The organism is Spirulina sp. CS-785/01, from assembly GCF_028330525.1.
Taxonomy (GTDB): Bacteria; Cyanobacteriota; Cyanobacteriia; order Cyanobacteriales; family Spirulinaceae; genus JAQMSD01.
Genome location: NZ_JAQMSD010000213.1, coordinates 1 through 17,108 on the forward strand (window position 1 = coordinate 1; position 17,108 = coordinate 17,108).

At 45.8% G+C, this 17,108-nt stretch carries 15 protein-coding genes; 9 read left to right on the forward strand and 6 right to left on the reverse strand.

The annotated features are described in order from the left end of the window. Nucleotides 1-138 precede the first annotated feature (138 nt). The 5 genes from argF (at nucleotide 139) to PN462_RS14010 (ending at nucleotide 6,693) form a co-directional block, all read left to right on the forward strand. Complete coding sequence (gene argF, locus PN462_RS13990; protein ID WP_272128992.1) at nucleotides 139-1,065, forward strand: ornithine carbamoyltransferase; 927 nt, start codon at nucleotides 139-141, stop codon at nucleotides 1,063-1,065. 136 nt (nucleotides 1,066-1,201) lie between these two features. Next, nucleotides 1,202-1,636, forward strand: coding sequence for an Hsp20/alpha crystallin family protein (locus PN462_RS13995; RefSeq protein WP_272128994.1), 435 nt, complete (start codon nucleotides 1,202-1,204; stop codon nucleotides 1,634-1,636). A gap of 251 nt (nucleotides 1,637-1,887) precedes the next feature. Continuing rightward, a complete protein-coding gene (locus PN462_RS14000) occupies nucleotides 1,888-2,808 on the forward strand; it encodes a DNA adenine methylase (RefSeq protein ID WP_272128997.1) in 921 nt (306 codons plus the stop codon). Nucleotides 2,809-2,822: 14 nt separating this feature from the next. Continuing rightward, complete coding sequence (locus tag PN462_RS14005) at nucleotides 2,823-4,787, forward strand: glycosyltransferase family 2 protein (protein WP_272128998.1); 1,965 nt, start codon at nucleotides 2,823-2,825, stop codon at nucleotides 4,785-4,787. A gap of 580 nt (nucleotides 4,788-5,367) precedes the next feature. Then, complete coding sequence (locus PN462_RS14010; RefSeq protein WP_272129000.1) at nucleotides 5,368-6,693, forward strand: hypothetical protein; 1,326 nt, start codon at nucleotides 5,368-5,370, stop codon at nucleotides 6,691-6,693. A 91-nt stretch (nucleotides 6,694-6,784) separates the two neighbouring features. Here the strand turns inward: PN462_RS14010 and PN462_RS14015 are convergent, their stop codons facing one another. Further along, nucleotides 6,785-7,348, reverse strand: coding sequence for a TolB family protein (locus PN462_RS14015; RefSeq protein ID WP_443029174.1), 564 nt, complete (start codon nucleotides 7,346-7,348; stop codon nucleotides 6,785-6,787). Continuing rightward, a complete protein-coding gene (locus tag PN462_RS14020) occupies nucleotides 7,348-7,623 on the reverse strand; it encodes a helix-turn-helix domain-containing protein (RefSeq protein WP_272129002.1) in 276 nt (91 codons plus the stop codon). Before PN462_RS14020 ends, PN462_RS14015 begins: the two co-directional genes overlap by 1 nt. 126 nt (nucleotides 7,624-7,749) lie before the next feature. Here PN462_RS14020 and PN462_RS14025 point away from each other — a divergent pair, with 126 nt between their 5' ends. Then, a complete protein-coding gene (locus tag PN462_RS14025) occupies nucleotides 7,750-8,742 on the forward strand; it encodes a carbohydrate kinase family protein (RefSeq protein WP_272129005.1) in 993 nt (330 codons plus the stop codon). Here PN462_RS14025 and PN462_RS14030 read toward each other — a convergent pair. Next, complete coding sequence (locus PN462_RS14030; RefSeq protein ID WP_272129007.1) at nucleotides 8,723-9,520, reverse strand: RDD family protein; 798 nt, start codon at nucleotides 9,518-9,520, stop codon at nucleotides 8,723-8,725. The genes PN462_RS14025 and PN462_RS14030 overlap by 20 nt on opposite strands. A gap of 10 nt (nucleotides 9,521-9,530) precedes the next feature. Beyond that, nucleotides 9,531-10,511, reverse strand: coding sequence for a hypothetical protein (locus tag PN462_RS14035; RefSeq protein WP_272129010.1), 981 nt, complete (start codon nucleotides 10,509-10,511; stop codon nucleotides 9,531-9,533). A 72-nt stretch (nucleotides 10,512-10,583) separates the two neighbouring features. Between PN462_RS14035 and PN462_RS14040 the strand changes: the two genes are divergently transcribed. From PN462_RS14040 to pheT, 3 genes are all read left to right on the forward strand, one after another. Next, entirely contained in the window at nucleotides 10,584-11,546 is a 963-nt protein-coding gene (locus PN462_RS14040; RefSeq protein WP_272129012.1) for a stage II sporulation protein M, read from the forward strand. Nucleotides 11,547-11,750: 204 nt separating this feature from the next. Continuing rightward, the gene (gltX, locus tag PN462_RS14045) at nucleotides 11,751-13,202 is read left to right on the forward strand and encodes a glutamate--tRNA ligase (protein WP_272129014.1); all 1,452 of its coding nucleotides are present in this window, start codon (nucleotides 11,751-11,753) and stop codon (nucleotides 13,200-13,202) included. A gap of 316 nt (nucleotides 13,203-13,518) precedes the next feature. Next, entirely contained in the window at nucleotides 13,519-15,951 is a 2,433-nt protein-coding gene (gene pheT, locus PN462_RS14050; RefSeq protein ID WP_272129015.1) for a phenylalanine--tRNA ligase subunit beta, read from the forward strand. Nucleotides 15,952-15,989: 38 nt separating this feature from the next. Here pheT and PN462_RS14055 read toward each other — a convergent pair whose 3' ends face one another. Beyond that, nucleotides 15,990-16,247 (reverse strand): NfeD family protein, encoded by a 258-nt coding sequence (locus PN462_RS14055; protein ID WP_272129016.1) that lies wholly within the window; start codon nucleotides 16,245-16,247, stop codon nucleotides 15,990-15,992. A gap of 210 nt (nucleotides 16,248-16,457) precedes the next feature. After that, nucleotides 16,458-16,667 (reverse strand): DUF2949 domain-containing protein, encoded by a 210-nt coding sequence (locus tag PN462_RS14060; RefSeq protein ID WP_272129018.1) that lies wholly within the window; start codon nucleotides 16,665-16,667, stop codon nucleotides 16,458-16,460. Nucleotides 16,668-17,108: the final 441 nt, after the last annotated feature.

Below are 17,108 nucleotides of genomic sequence, written 5' to 3' on the forward strand. Positions count from 1 at the left end.
CCTTTGTGTCCTTTGTGTCTTTGTGGTTCAACCGTCAACTCTCAACTCTCAACTCCCCCACTGTTCCAGAAAAACAGAGCATACTTCAACATCTCCGATATAATGTGAACCTTTAACGCCTATAGCTTGGTGCGGAATATGAGTGTAAGAAATTTAAAAGACCGCGATCTACTGGGAATTGCTGACCTCAACTCCCATGAACTCCACGACCTCTTACAGTATGCAGCAGACCTGAAAACAGGTATTATCACCCCCCGATGTAACCAAGTCCTAGGACTTCTCTTTTATAAAGCCTCCACCCGAACCCGCGTAAGTTTCACTGTGGCCATGTACCAACTCGAAGGTCATGTCATCGACTTGAACCCCAAAGTCACCCAAATGGGACGAGGTGAACCCATTGCGGATACAGCACGAGTCCTCGATCGCTATTTGGATATTTTAGCGATCCGCACCTTCAAACAGGAAGACATTGAAACCGTTGCCCAATATGCCACAATTCCGGTGATCAATGCCCTGACAGACATCGAACACCCCTGTCAGATTCTCGCTGACTTACTCACCATTAAAGAATGTTTCGGGGACTTTCAAGGCAACACCGTCACTTTCCTCGGAGATGGGAATAATGTCGCCCATTCTCTCATTCTCGGTTGTGCCATGACGGGGATGAATATTCGGGTGGCCTCCCCCCCCGACTATCAACCCAACCCGGAAATTGTCGCCAAAGCCAAATCCTTGGCCGAGGGGAATTGTGAGATTATTGTTACTGACGATGCCAACGCTGCCGTAGAAGGGTCTCAAGTCCTCTATACGGACGTTTGGGCGAGTATGGGACAAGAAAACTTAGCCCAAGACCGGATTCCGGTTTTCCAACCCTATCAAATCAATTCCCAGCTATTAAGTAAAGCCGACCCAGAAGCCATTGTCCTCCACTGTTTACCCGCCCACCGAGAGGAAGAAATTACTAATGAAGTCATCGAGGGGAAACAGTCGAGAGTTTGGGATCAGGCTGAAAACAGAATGCACGCCCAAAAAGCCTTAATTTCGGCTCTTTTAGGACTCAGTTAACCCCGGTTGCCAGAGGGTATCCGGTTTACTCTCCCTCCTTATGGCGGTTTTCTGGAATGACAAAAAAAGGGAATTTAGCGACAATCAAAATGTACCTAAAAAAAGTCCCAGATTTCCAAGTAAGGAGGGAATAAATATGGCTATTGTACGTTGGCAACCCTTTGCAGAAATGGAAACCTTACGTCGTCAAATGGATCGAGTTTTTGATGAACTCTCCCAAGGGACAATTTCTGACTCACCCCTGTGGAAACCTGTTGTTGAATTGAAAGATGAAGGAGACGCTTTTACCTTACGCGCACAAGTCCCAGGAATTGAAGGAAAAGACCTAGATATTCAAGCAACTCGTGAGTCTGTCACCCTTAGTGGGGAATCTCGCTACGAAAAAACCAGTGATGAGAAAGGGGTTTATCATTCGGAATTCCATTATGGACAATTTAAACGAGTGATTAATTTACCTGTGGCCATCCAAAATGATAAAGTAGAAGCAGACCTCACAAATGGTGTTCTCACTCTCAAGTTACCGAAGGTTGAAGAAGCGGTGAATCGAGTGGTTAAAGTTGATTTGAAATAAGCAAGGAATACCAAACGCTAACCCATAAGTCTTGACATTTTTACCGAGTCTAGGAGTTTAATTCTAGATTCGGTAATTGAGTTTATGGGTAAGTATTCAGGTTGACTGGATGATCCCTTTTTAAGGGGGATAAGAGGGGGATCATAAGAGGGATTTAGGGAGATATTCTAGTTTACCTGAATATTCACCTCTTTAGGGCTTATAATAACCAATAAGCTCAATGAATACTCACCAAGCAAAATTTCTAGAAAATGGCTCAAATAAGAGCAAAACCTGTTTTAAAATGGGCGGGAGGAAAAAGTAAGTTATTATCTCAAATTAAGCCTCTTTTTCCACCCGAATTAAAACAAGGTAAAATTAAACGATATATTGAACCCTTTGTCGGAGGAGGGGCAGTTTTTTTAGATATTGCTCAATGTTATCCAAAGGTTGAGGAGTTTTTTATTTTAGATATTAATCCGGAATTAATTATTGCTTATACCAGTATTCAACAAGAAGTCAATATTCTAATTGACAAATTAACCCAAATAGAATCCAATTATTTATCTTTCCCTGAAGCCCAGCGTAAAGACTATTTTTATCAAATTCGGACAGAATTTAATCAAACTCGTCATCAAGTAAATATTGCGCAATACGGGAAAAATTGGCTCCTTCGGACAGCACAGTTAATTTTTTTAAATAAAACTTGCTTTAATGGACTATTTCGGGTTAACTCAAAGGGAGAATTTAACGTCCCCCAAGGGAAGTATAAAAACCCCAAAATTTGCGATCCTGATAATTTAAAAGCAGTTTCTCAGATTTTACAAAAAACAACCCTAAAATTAGGGGATTATCGTCAATGTTGCGACTGGGTTGATCCCCAAACTTTTGTTTATTTTGATCCTCCCTATCGTCCTATTAGTAAAACGGCTAATTTTACCGCGTATTCCAGTCATAGTTTTAAGGATGAGGAGCAATTGCAGTTACGAGATTTTTTTGTAAAATTAGACCAACGAGGGGCAAAGCTCTTGTTAAGCAATTCTGATCCCAAAAATGAAGATCAAAAAGACAACTTTTTTGATTTAGCCTATGAAGGCTATAATGTCAAGCGAATTAAAGCGGGAAGAAGTATTAATAGTAATGCCTCTAAACGAGGATTAATTAATGAAGTGGTGATCACCAATTACAATTAACAATTAACAAATCTATGTCACAGGAGGACTACGGGGACATTTTAGTAATTATTCCGGTTCATAATGAAGCGGAAACGATCGCGCCTATCATTCACAGCTTACAACAACAAGGACTCCACCAGATTCGCGTCGTGGATAATGGCAGCACAGACAGCAGTGCCACAGCAGCGAAACAAGCGGGTGCAGAGGTAATTTTCGCGCCAGAATTAGGCTACGGGAATGCGTGCTGGCACGGGTTACAAAACCTCCCAGACCGCGTAGAATGGTTACTCTTTTGTGATGGAGATGGCAGTGATGATCTCAGCCAACTGCCAGAATTTTTGGCACTCCGGGAGCAGTATGATTTGATTTTAGGCGATCGCATGACTCATCATGCCGCCACCCTCACCCCCGTCCAGAAATTCGGCAACCATCTCACCACCACCTTAATTCAATGGGGGTGGGGGTACTCCTATCAAGACTTAGGGCCCCTGCGTCTCATTCGTCGGACTGGGTTAGAAGGGATGGAAATGCGCGATCGCGGCTTTGGCTGGACCGTAGAAATGCAAGTCCGCGCCCTAGACCTAAACCTACCCATTAAAGAAATCCCCGTCAACTACCTCCCCCGTCAAGCCGGACAATCAAAAATTTCCGGTACAATTCGAGGCAGTCTGCAAGCAGGCCGCATCATCCTCTCCACCCTCGGCCACCTCTACCTCGAAAAACACCCCTGGTTAAACCCCCTCTGTCTCTGGCTCAGTGCCATCTTACTCCTCATCGGCGCAATACTCGCCCGTCCTTACGGAGACTTCCTCCAACCCAACACCGTCCCCCACTTTTGGCGAGGAATGACCGTCATGGGACTAGGATTTATAATCTCTTGGGGAGTGCGCTCCCTTAGCAGCCTCTGGTTTTGGGGAATCGCCATCACAACCCGTCTCCTCCTCCTGACCATGTTTCCAGGAGACGACATTTGGCGATACATCTGGGAAGGCACAATTCAAACCCTCGGCTTTAGTCCCTACGAATACCCCCCCAACGCCCCCGAATTAATGACCTACCGCTTCCCCTGGTGGGACTTAATCAACCATCCCGACACCTCCGCCATCTATCCCCCCATCACCCAACTCGGGTTTCGCCTCCTCGCCACCCTTTCCCCCACCGTCTGGTGTTTCAAACTCGCCTTCATCGCCGCCGACTTAGCCACCTGTGCCTTACTCAGTCGGCGTTTCGGCTATGCCGCCACCCTCCTCTACGCTTGGAATCCCCTCATTTTATACTCCTTTGCCGGAGGCGGTCATTACGACAGTTGGTTTATCTTGCCCCTCGTTGCCGCATGGTTGCAATGGGACACCCCCCAACCCCGTCCTCTCTGGAGTAGTTTCTTCATTGGGCTAAGTATCGCCGTAAAATGGGTTTCCCTGCCCATTCTCGCCTTCCTCACCTGGCGAGGATGGCGCAACATCAACCTCAAAACCGCCCTTTTCATCATAATCTTAGGACTCCTCCCCATACTCCTCAGTGCCATCCCCTTCTGCACCGGAGGCAGTTGTCCCCTCATCCCCACCCAGTCCACCTTCGTCACCCATGGCCGCAGTGCCGAATTATTCCCCTATTTCCTCGGCAAAATTTGGCCATTAACTCAAACTGTAAACTGGATTTATGCCCTCCCCCTCACTGTGGTCCTAGTGGGGTTACTCTGGACTGTGCGGCAATTCTGGCGATTTAGCGAACTCTACTTTTTCACCCTTTTAGTATTATCCCCCATCATTCACGCTTGGTATTTTACATGGGTTATCCCCTTCGCTGTAGTGAGTCGCAACTGGGGGACACGGTTTATCAGTCTTAGTGCTTTTGTTTATTTTGCCCTCCAGTATCGCAAATCTGTAGGGGATTTAAGTTGGCTCTTAACCGACACAGAGCGATGGTGGTTATGGACTCCCTTGGGGGTAGGATGGCTCTTGAGTTGGTGCATTCCCCCCTCAAAGCGTGATTCTTGAATTATTATAGAGACAAGTAGACAAGTAGGGTGCGTTAGCAGGTCGAAAAAGGGAGAGAGAAACCATGAACTTTAATTCCTGCGTAACGCACCAAAAATGAGTAAGAAAGATATTTTATTGGAGACAAGACAAGTAGGGTGCGTTAGCAGGCTAAAAAAGGGAGAGAGAAACCATGAACTTTAATTCCTGCGTAACGCACCAAAAATGAGTAGGAAAGATATTTTATTGGAGACAAGACAAGTAGGGTGCGTTAGCAGGCCGAAAAAGGGAGAGAGAAACCATGAACTTTAATTCCTGCGTAACGCACCAAAAATGAGTAGGAAAGATATTCAAACTGAGTGATTTGCTTATACCACAAAAACTTTAAAGTGTCAAATAAATTGAACAAATGTTAAAAATATTCACCCAGTTTCCGTAAAATTCAGCGTGATGAGGAGTCCAACTTCATCAAAACTTTAATTTTCCTACGCTGAATGTTTAATTTTGGACAAGTTTACCAAACCTATCTTGTCCCCCTCCTGATCTTCTCTGACAATAGATGTGAAATAAATCACTGACAGTCCCTGATAAGGAAAACATCATGAGAGGTCACTATACTCCATCTCTACCATCTCCAACAGATTACACGGGTACATCACTCCAGCAAACTCGGACTGTAACCCCGTCCTCCCCTCCCTCTACCCACAAAATTCGCTCCTTGCACGCTCAACCCCAAAAAAGACGGGGAGATGAAGTTTATAGTGAGCAAGTCATCGCGGAATTTTTCACCGATGCGGTGATGCAAGAGTCTCCAGAGCAAGTCCTCGACCATTTTAAAGACTTATTTATCTTAAAAAATAATCAAGTGGGTGTGACCGTAGAACAAGCCCTCTATGACTTAATTATTTTAAAACATAAAGAAACTTTTTTATATGTAGTTCAGCGTGTCTGCTTTATTTTAGTTAAATATTGGTGGCTCGGCGACAAACAAGACTATATCCCCCAATTATTAGACCTGTTTAAACATAATTTAGGCGCGTATCACAATCTTCATCCCACCCATAGAAGACTCAGACAATGGTTACGGGAGTTTGTGCAGAGTGAAGGCTACGAAAATTTAACATTATTTTTACCCAGTTCTGAGAAAACCGGAAAGCAACCTTGGACAGAACGCTATAAAACTTATCTATTAGCCGCCCAATATTTAAATACCAAAAATCCTAGAGAACAACGGGAAGCCGCCGAATATTTAGCGGCTCAACTGAATCAACAATTTAAGTTTAAACTAGCCATTTATACAGCCCACGCGCAACTCTCTAAAACCTCCCATGGGTTTCGGAAAAACCCCACCTTATTAGATGACCGGATATTATTACTCATTCAACGAGTCATTAATAAACAAAAATCCCCCAACTATCAAGGACTGGCCAATATTTTCCGCCAACAAGCGGACGGTATTTCTTATCGAGGGTTTAAATATGGATTCTTAAAGTATTTATTCCACTCTTTAGAAGATAGCAAAACTTCGGAATGGTTGCGAGCGAGTGTCGCTAATGCAGTGAAACCCCTCTACCGTCAATATAATGATAAACCGTGGAACAATCATTTACTACTGAGAACCTCGAATCGGTTAATTGAATATCTCTTACAACCGAATTGGAGTAAGTCCACCCATCCCCTCGCTATGTTAACCCATCAGGGAAATTATTTAACCCTGACGATTCTCTTACTAAAAATTGTCTTACTCTGTCGTCCCAGTTATAAATATTTAATGGTTTGTCTAGCGCGTTTAATTCACTATTACGAAGATGTTCCCCAAGGGGAATGTGACTGGTTAGTGAAATTCCTCGAAACCTTGCGCGTGGTGTTAACTATTTCGGCGGAAACTTTCACAGAGGGAAAACCCTTGAAAGCCCATGCCCATTAAGTCTGATTTTCTCTAAGCGATAAATGCTTTGTTTGGTTGTTTTACTGGATACTCTCCCCCGGTTTGGGGGGGAGTTTTGTGTTATTTGTGATTAATTATTGGGCGAAGGAGGCGTATTTTGTTGGGGTAAAGATAGGTCAATATCTGCACCGCGATCATAAATTTCAATATCCCATTGGCCCGAACGATTGATTTCAAAGGCAATAAAACGGCCATTCCCGCTTATGGTGGGATGACGTACTACCCCTAAAATATCCCGTGTAATGGCTTCACTGCGAAAGGTTTGCCGATCATAAATAAAAATATCCGGTTTGCCGTATCGTTCCGCCATATAGACAATATAACGCCCATCTGCACTGATATCCGGTTGATCTTGGAGTATCCCTTCTTGGTTTAAACCGGGGAGGGGGACTAAGCGACGACGTTGGAGATCATAAACTTGGATGGTGCGTTGGGATTGGCGGTCCGAGGCAAAAACGAGATAGCGGCCATTATACGACAGACGGGGATGGCCTTCGGCGGCGGTACTGTTGAGCGTGGCCCCCATGGGAAGGGGTGGGGGACTGACTGTGGTGTACTGTTGACAACTACTCAGACCGAGTAGTAAACAACTCACTGTCCAAGTGGGCCACTTCCACCCAGTTGAATGGAACATTAGGACTCTTGAGAGGTTTCCACGGGGGGGAGAATGCAGCAGTTGACATCATTGAGGCAGACTTTTCCCCATTGTAACGCCCACCGAACGAGGGCGACCCGGTTTTCGGTGGCGGTTTTGGTCAAGATGTTACTGATGTGGTTATCCACGGTTCGCTTACTGATTTCCAGTTCTTGGGCAATTTGATGGTTGGTGAGTCCATTGGCCACTAATTCAATAATCTGGAGTTCTCGTTCTGAGAGAGAGATGGGGGTTGGGGATTGATTCTCGGTCATCGGGTGACTACCTTTAGTGATTTTTACTTAAATCTTGATTTTATTGTAGAAGATTGTCCCAAGGCAGTTAGAGAGTTCGCTAAAGTTTATCCTATTCTGAGCAACAACTGTATTTAACGAGGGGTTATGGATCAACTGCGTGTTATTTGTTTTGGAGAAATCCTCTATGATTATTTAGCAGATCAAGCAGGAGAGGCTTTAGCGTCGGTGCAGTCTTGGACTCCGTTGCCGGGGGGTGCGCCTGGGAATGTGGCTTGTGGGTTGGCGAAATTGGGGGTCAGGACGGCGTTTTTGGGCTGTGTGGGGGAGGATGAGGCGGGCCGGGCCTTAATCTCTTTGTGTGAGGGGTTTGGGGTGGATTGCCGGGGGGTGCAGTGGCATCCTACGGCCCCGACTCGTCGGGTGTATGTGTTGCGAGATGAAGGCGGCGATCGCAGTTTTGCCGGATTCGGCGACCATCCCCCAGATCAATTTGCCGATGCCTATATCCAAGGCGACGCACTCCCAGAAGTCTTGTTTCAAGAGGCCGATTATTTTGTCTTCGGTACGAATTGTCTCGCCTACCCCCAGAGTCGAGAGGCAGTGTTTCAAGCCTTACAATGGGCAGATCAGCACCATCTGAAAATTGTTCTTGATGTGAATTGGCGACCGAGTTTTTGGTCAAATCCGGAACAAGCTCCAGACCTGTTAAACCCCTTATGGGAACAGGTGGATTTTGTGAAACTCGCCAAAGAGGAGGCCCTGTGGTTGTGGGGGACTGCCGATGCGGGGGTCATTTCTCGCCGTTTGGACTCGGTGGAGGGAGTCATTGTCACCTCTGGCGGCGAGGCGGCCATTTCCTACTGTATCAGTGATACAGTCGGTCAACTCGACCCCTTTTCCCTGTCTGTGGTGGATACCACGGGGGCAGGGGATGGGTTTTTAGCGGGGTTTTTGTACCAACTCTGTCAACAGGGGTTAACGCCCCTCCAAGAGCCAAAAGTGGTGCAGTCTATTATCCGCTATGGGGCGGCAGTGGGGGCTTTAACCACCCAGAAACCGGGGGCTATTGAAGCACAACCTACGTCGGAGGAGGTGGGACAATTTCTGGCCACTCATGCTAATTCTTCTCCAAGCTAATCGTTTGCTCTTGTTCTTGATAGGCTAAATACACTGCTGCTAGAAACTCGAAGGCTGTCACCCCTTCGGGAACTCCGTCTAGTTCTAAGATATCTTTAACTTGGTAGGCGAGTTCTTTGGCTTTACTATAGCGGGCTTCTGGGAACATTTGGTCCCGTCTTTCTAAATAGAGGCGAATAATTAAGAATTCTTCTGGCCTTAATTGATTGATATTCACTTGATTTTTCAATTGTTCAGCTAAGTCTTGACTGGTGGGGGAGGGGGAGAAAGTGAATTGCGTTTTCTTTTGTTCTTCTTGAATAACCACCGTCCCGGCTAACCAGTCCCCTAACCGCTTTTCCCGTTTGCCTAAGACAATAAAAAAGAGTCCTAAAAAGAATAAATCATCCACAGGTCGTAATAAGGCGCGGAGGGTGGCTTGGGGGAGTCTAGCGGGTTTGCCGTCATCCCGAATGACGCGAATATTGACAAACCGTTTGCCGGGGGTTTTGCCTTGCCACCAAACCTCGAAAAAAATAAAATAGCCGACGTAAATAAGAAAGAAAATTAAAAGATAAAAGGAGAAGAACCAAGGCCCTAGTTGATTATTGTCTCCCAGCACCTCAGAAAAGGTATTATAAATAAAGATAAAACTAATAAATGTCCAAGCCATTAAAAGTAATAGCCAGATGATATAATCAAGGAGTACCGCATAAGCGCGTTTCCCAATGCCAGCAAGGGTGAATTTTAATTCGACACTTTCTGGTGTTTTAAGAGTAATTTTTTTGAGCAGGTTCATATTAAGAATTTTACGAATCTTGAATGGGCTTTAATTGTAAATCAAATCCTTCACGACGGGTTTTGAGGTCGTAAAAAATTACTCCTTTCAAGGTTTGCCAAAAGGGAATTAATAGCAGTCCCCCCACAATACTGACTAAATATCCCAGTAAATAACTTAAAACTAAGACCACAACCGATGGAAAAGGAGTATCAATAATTAATTCTGCTAGAGTTTGTACCATAATTGAAAGCAGTTGAAAAACTAAATAGATTGGTGCATTAACGAGGAAAGCAATGGAGAGAATAACCATTAAATAGCGGGTATTTTTTTTGCTTAAATTCCAATTTATTTGAATAACTTCATAGACCTTGAGTTGCGTTTCTACTGCGAGGGGAACTTCTAGGACAAAAAAGCGACAATAAATCCATAATAGGAGGAGGGAAAATAGGACAAAAAACGTGATAACTAAGAGGAGAATAAAGATGCTAACTAGAACGCCTACCGCCGTATTAGAGGGGTTTGCTATCCCTCCTAACCCCGCTAACATTGTACTCCCTATCCCAATGAATATAAAAAAGATGACAAAAGAAACGATATAAGTTATCATCATAAATATAGCCAAAAAAACAGCTAATCCTAAAAAGCTCCAAACTCTTTTTTTGACCTTTGTTTTTGCTTCTTTTACTGTCTCATCAGAATCCAGCAGATGGTTAAAAGCGAGGCGAGAGATAAGAGCAGAATGGGTAAGAAACTGGGCAAAACAATAGATTAATGCCACTCCAGCACTTAACCCAAACAAAAGCAATATTCCTGCGGAAGTTGTTGCTAAAATAGCAGACAGTGCCGTTATGCCTAAAATAGGGAGAACTATCCATAAAATTCCTTGCCACGCGACCCCCACATAGGTGCGAAAATGGGTTAAATAGAGATTAACCGTAATGGTGACAATATTCCCTGCATTTAAGGGTTGAAGTAGGGGTTTTGGAGGGGGAGAGACAGGTGCAGTCATGGAGAGTAGAGACCATTTAAAAACTTAATAAGATCATAGTAAACGAAACTGAGGGGAGGGTTGGTATTTTTTATGAAGATTAAACGGTGGGTGGCCCGTCGGGAGGCCAACTGGCAACGGTTACATCATCTACTGGGACAGGTCGAAAAACGGGGGTTACAATATTTATCGGCCCAAGAGATACAAGAGTTAGCGAGTCTGTATCGGTCGGTATCTGGGGATTTAGCGAGGGCCAGGACTCATCAAGTGGGCGATCGCTTAATCCAAGAATTACAACAACTGACCACTAGAGGCTATCATCAAATATACCAAGGATCGCGCCATCAAGAATGGGCCGCGGTGGGGGAGTTTATCCTCTGGGGGTTTCCGCGAGTGGTGCAGCAGACGTGGGGTTATACTGCGATCGCCACCTCAGTTTTTTTTGGGGCCGGAATAATCGCCTGGTGGTATGCTTGGACAGACCCAGTATTCCTAGAAATTGTCGTCCCAGACCGCTTAATCACCATGGTACGGGATGAGAGAGAATTATGGATGGGGTCAATTTTAGGCATTGAACCCTTGGCCTCGACTAATATTATGATTAATAACCTACGAGTGTCCTTTTCAACCGTAGGAGGGGGGATTACGGCAGGTTTAGTGACCTTGTATATTTTAGTATTGAATGGGGTATTCATTGGCGCGATCGCAGCCTTAGTGGGACAATACGGACTAGCCTACCCCTTTTGGGCCTTTGTATTCCCCCACGGTTCATTAGAACTTCCTGCAATATTTCTCGCAGGAGGGGCCGGGTTACTCATAGCCCGTGCCTTAGTGGCCCCAGGGCAGTATTCTAGAGTAGATGCCCTCAAAGTATATGGTACACAGGCCGCACAATTAGTTTTTGGGGTCGTTGCGTTATTAGTTGTTGCAGGGGTGATAGAAGGCTTTTTCTCCCCTAATCCCTTATTTCCCGATGTGCTTAAATATTTAGTAGGTGGGGGGTTGTTTGCGTTGTTGGTCTTGTACTGTCGCAGGGTTAAGAGAGTTGAGAGTTGAGAGTTGGGAAGTTGTGAACCACTCCAGACACAGAGGACACAGAGAGAGGAAGCAGAGTCTCTAGAAACCGGGTTTCTCTATACCTTCGTGAGACTCACAACAACATGAAAATAGAAACCCAGTTTCTCCCCCCACTAACAACAAACAACCAACAACCAACAAAGCATATTAAGATCAACTATTGGCGTTATTTAAGAAAAAACTGTGACTGTTCGAGTACGCATTGCACCGAGTCCAACGGGAAAATTACATATTGGTACAGCAAGAACGGCTGTGTTTAACTGGTTATATGCCCGTCATCAGGACGGTACATTCATTATTCGGATTGAAGATACCGACACCGAGCGATCGCGCGACGAATATACCCAGAATATCCTAGACGGCCTGCAATGGCTAGGATTAAATTGGGATGAAAGCCCCTACTTTCAGTCGCAACGCATAGACTTATATCGTCAAGCCGTACAAACCTTACTTGATAAAGGATTAGCCTATCGCTGTTATTGTACCAGCGAAGAACTCGAACAGATGCGCGAAGCCCAAAAAGCCAAAAATCAGGCCCCTCGTTATGATAACCGTCATCGCAACCTAACCCCCGAACAAGAACAAGAATTTATCAACCAAGGCCGCAAACCCGTCATTCGCTTTAAAATTGACGACAACTGCGATATTGTCTGGGATGATAAAATTCGCGGGCCTCTAACTTGGAAAGGCCGCGACTTAGGGGGAGATATGGTCATTGCAAGGACTCCCCAAGGAGATGAACCCTTTGGTCAACCCCTCTATAACTTAGCAGTAGTGGTCGATGACATGGACATGAACATCACCCACGTTATCCGAGGAGAAGACCACATTGCGAACACGGGTAAACAAATCTTACTCTACGAAGCATTAGGGGGAACAGTCCCAGTCTTCGCCCATACCCCCTTAATTTTAAACCCAGAAGGGCGTAAACTCTCCAAACGGGATAACGTCACCTCCGTCGATGACTTCTGTAATATGGGCTTTGTCGCCGAAGCGATCGCCAACTATATGTCATTATTAGGATGGACTCCCCCCGACTCCACCCAAGAGATATTCACCCTCCAAGAAGCAGCAAAACAGTTTACCCTAGACCGAGTAAACAAAGCAGGAGCAAAATTCGACTGGGATAAACTAGACTGGATCAATAGCCAATACATCCATAACAAACCCCCAGAAGAATTAGTTGATCAACTCATTCCCTACTGGAAAGACGCAGGATATCCCGTAGATGGAGAAAAAGACCGACCTTGGTTAGTCCAAGTCACAGAACTGATCACCCCTAATTTAACCCGTTTAGCGGACGCACCGAAAGAAACCCGCTTATTATTCGGAGACTCCATCACCTTCGACGAGAAAGGCCAAAAGCAAATCCAACAAGAAGGAGTTGCAGACATCTACAAAGCCATTTTAGCCGCCTTACAGGACTATCCCGACCTTAGTTTAGACGATGCCAAAGCTATTGTGAAACAAGTCACCAAAGACCAAGGGGTGAAAAAAGGGTTTGTGATGAAGTCTCTACGGGCCGGCCTCACTGGAGAGTTACAAGGGCCCGACCTAATGACCTCATGGATATTATTACACCAACGAGGCTGGGATAAACCCCGCTTACAACAAGCAATGGAGGCCACTGGATAATAGGGAATAGGCATTGGTGACAAGTTAAGATAACCCGTCTTTTGTCAAAGGTGTAGGAGATAGGGGAGATAGGGGAGATAGGGGAGATAGGGGAGTATTGAAACTAGAACAGTTTAACCTTCCATCTTCCCCATCTTCCCCATCTTCCCCATCTTCCCCATCTCCGTGTCCTTTGTGTCTTTGTGGTTCAATTCCCCAACTCTCAACTATCCACTATCAACTCTGTCATCTGCCTTCATTGAGACGCTGTTCCCTGTTCCCCCGCCAACAGGGTACAATGAGAAAGTTGACGGTAGTGGAACATTAAGACGGCGCAATGCAGATTTCTCTCAACTGGTTGCGGGAGTTGGTTGAGATAACACGCTCTCCAGAAGAATTGGCGGAAACTTTGACCATCGCAGGGTTTGAAGTCGAAGAAATTATAGATCGTCGGGACTTGGCCGCAGGAGTGGTAGTGGGGAAAGTCCTTGAACGAGAACAACACCCCAATGCAGATAAACTCAGTGTCTGTACAGTCGATATCGGACAAGCTGAACCCTCTACAATTGTCTGTGGGGCGAAAAATGTGGCCGCAGGACAGTTGGTTCCCGTTGCTCCCCCCAAAACCTATCTCCCGGCGATTGATTTAAAATTAAAACCCAGTAAACTCCGGGGAGTGAAGTCCTATGGGATGATCTGCTCGTTGACGGAGTTAGGGTTAGAAAAAGAATCGGAGGGCATTCATGCTTTCCCCCAGGATAACTTAGAGGTGGGCCAAGATGTGCGGCCTCTCTTGGGGTTGGATGATGTGGTGTTAGATTTAACCTCGACGGCCAACCGTGCTGATGCGTTGAGTATGGTGGGAGTTGCACGGGAAGTGGTTGCGTTGACGGGGGCCAAGCTACATTTGCCTGAAGTCCCAGAGATCAATATTGCCAAAGAAGATAGGTTAACGGTTAAAGTAACCGAAAATAAAGCCTGTCCGGCCTATATTGGTACAGTGATTGAAGGGGTGAACATTGGCCCGTCTCCCGACTGGTTACAGTTTCGCTTACAAGCGGCAGGAGTCCGTCCCATTAATAATGTGGTGGATGTGACGAATTATGTGTTATTAGAATGGGGACAACCGCTTCATGCCTTTGATCAAGACCGTTTGGCGAAAGTGGCCGGGAGTAAAGATTTAACCCTTGGTGTCCGCTTTGCTCAGAAGGGAGAAACCTTAAAAACCCTTGATGGCCAAGAGCGAAAATTAGTGGAACAGAATTTGTTAATTACGGCCAATGACCAACCTGTGGCCCTTGGGGGGGTTATGGGGGGTGAAGCAACGGAAGTCTATGAGGGGACGGTGAATTTAGTCCTAGAAGCGGCTTTATTTGACCCGGTGGCCATTCGTCGGTCGGCCCGCAGTCAGGGGTTACGGACGGAGGCTTCGGCCCGGTATGAACGGGGGGTGAATCAGGTAGAATTAGACAAGGCTTGTCAACGGGCGATCGCACTAATAACAGAACTCGCAGGTGGCACTGTCACCACCCAAACTGCCGATGATACCCGTCACCGAGAAAACTGGACGCGCAGCATTGAGTTACGCTTAGACCGCACTCAAGCTATTCTCGGACAGGTGGAGAAAAAAGGCCAAGTGGGCAATGTGGAAGCGGCAGACGTGGAACGCATTCTCACGGCCTTGGGCTGTAAATTAGAAACTGTCAGTCAAACCCCCCCCGTGTGGACGGTGACGGTCCCTCCCTATCGGTATCGAGATTTAGAACGGGAAATTGATTTAATTGAGGAAGTGGCAAGGGTTTACGGGTATGATCATTTTCAGAATACCTTACCGAGTAAGACTGAACCCGGTTATATTCCCCCCCGACGGAAGGCCGTGAATGAAATTCGCAGTTTATTCCGCGCTGCAGGCCTGACGGAGGTGGTGCATTATTCTTTGGTGAAACCGGAGTTTTCTGAGGTGGCCATTTCTAACCCGTTGTTGAGCGATTATTCGGCGTTGCGTTATGACCTGTTGACGGGTTTAATTACGGCATTTGAGTCTAATTTTGCCCAAGGGAATGGGGCGTTAAATGCGTTTGAATATGGACGGGTGTTTCATGGGCAGGCCCAAGGCCAGTTAACGGAAGCGGATGCGTTGGGCGGTATTTTGGGGGGTGATCTTTTCCCCCAAGGCCGTTGGACGAGAGGGGGGAAACCTCAGCCCATGGGGTGGTATGAGGCTAAGGGGGTTTTAGAGTCTGTATTTGCCCGTTTAGGGGTGTCTGTGGCCTATGAATCCTGTCAGGAGGAGCAACGGTTACATCCGGGCCGGACGGCTTCTCTGTGGATTAATGGGCAACGGTTGGGTGTTTTTGGCCAGTTACATCCCCAGGTGAGGAGCGATCGCAATTTACCTGATGCGGTCTATGCTTTTGAATTAGAGGCACAGGTGTTACTGGATGCGTTGAATGTAGATGACCCTGGGAAGTTTGCGATTTATTCCCTCTATCCCTCGGTGGAGCGAGATTTGGCGTTTTTTGCCCCAGCTAATCTTTCGGTGGCTGAGTTAACGGCTACTATGAATCAAGCGGGGAAAAAGTTACTCGCTGGAGTGGAGTTGTTTGACGAGTATCAAGGGAAGAATGTGCCGGATGGCCAGCGCAGTTTGGCGTTTAGTTTAGCCTATCGTGCGGGCGATCGCACCCTAACTGATGAAGAAGTCGAACCCGTCCACCAAAAGGTGCGTGAGGCTCTTATAGAGGCGCATCAGGTGACGTTACGATCTTAGTTGACAGCTGATAGTTGACAGTTGATAGTTGACAACTATCAACTGTCCGTTATTGTATTACGGGGATACATTTGAGCAGGTTCGACTAAAAGAGTAATGCTGTTACGGCCCACAACATTGACTCGTTCTCCAGGAGGGAGGGCGATATCGTGGAGACATTGAGCAAACCACCAACTGCCTCGAAATTTCACGCGACCGCGTTGGAAGGGGATTATTGTCTGTTCAACGATCGCCTCTCCCTGCCAACGGTTGAGGGATTGACGAGAGGAGGGGTTAGCCTTAAAAAATTGTAGCATTGGTGGAAAACCTCCAAATTGTATTGTGCACTCAAATAAACTGGGAAACAGAAAGGACAATTGGGCAACCTTCCTATTTTGCTTAGGAAGATAATCAGGGGTGTCTTGTTCCCTTCAAGCCCATTGACTGTGACAGCTTTTGTTCTGTCCTATTTATTTCTCTCCTATTTATTTCTCTCCTATTTATTTCTCTTGCTGAAACCGAGAAAATTATGCACAATCCGGATGAGACGCATTTTCTAACCAGTCAAAAATGCGATCCAGTTGTTCGAGGGTAATTAACCCATATTGCCAGAGTAACATGGGGAAAGAACTGGGGTGTCGTTCAAAGTGACGTTGCGCGATCGCAATGGAATCTTGAGATAAAGCTAATTCTTCCCGTAAAAAATCGAGAAATCTTGCGTAAATAATGGGGGGCATCGTTTGGTTTCACCTCCTTTCGTTTTGTCAATTTTGCCCCACAGAAAGTAGGGTTAACCTCTAGTAGGCTATTTACTTGACTTTTTTTGACATTAGGCCACAAAGCCCTACTTATACCCATCCTAGAGTTTTCTGGCCCGTGCCGGATGAACAGGTTTTAAAGGGGTTTGATTTTGGTCAGGGTTATGAGAAATGTGTAATTGCACATGATTTTCAGGGCTTCTTCAGCCACTCAGTTAAACTGTAAGGTTTGCCTCGACAAACTTCAAAGGGCTTTTTACATCTGTAACACCACCTTCATTCATCGTTGGTGTTTTGTTTAATTACAGACCACAGAGCCAAGTGCTGGCGTTTACACTTGGGTGTGATGACCCTCTCAAGGTAGCCTACCTTTTTACAGGATTTATGGCTGAGTCTGCACGCTCGTCCCTTTCTAAGTCA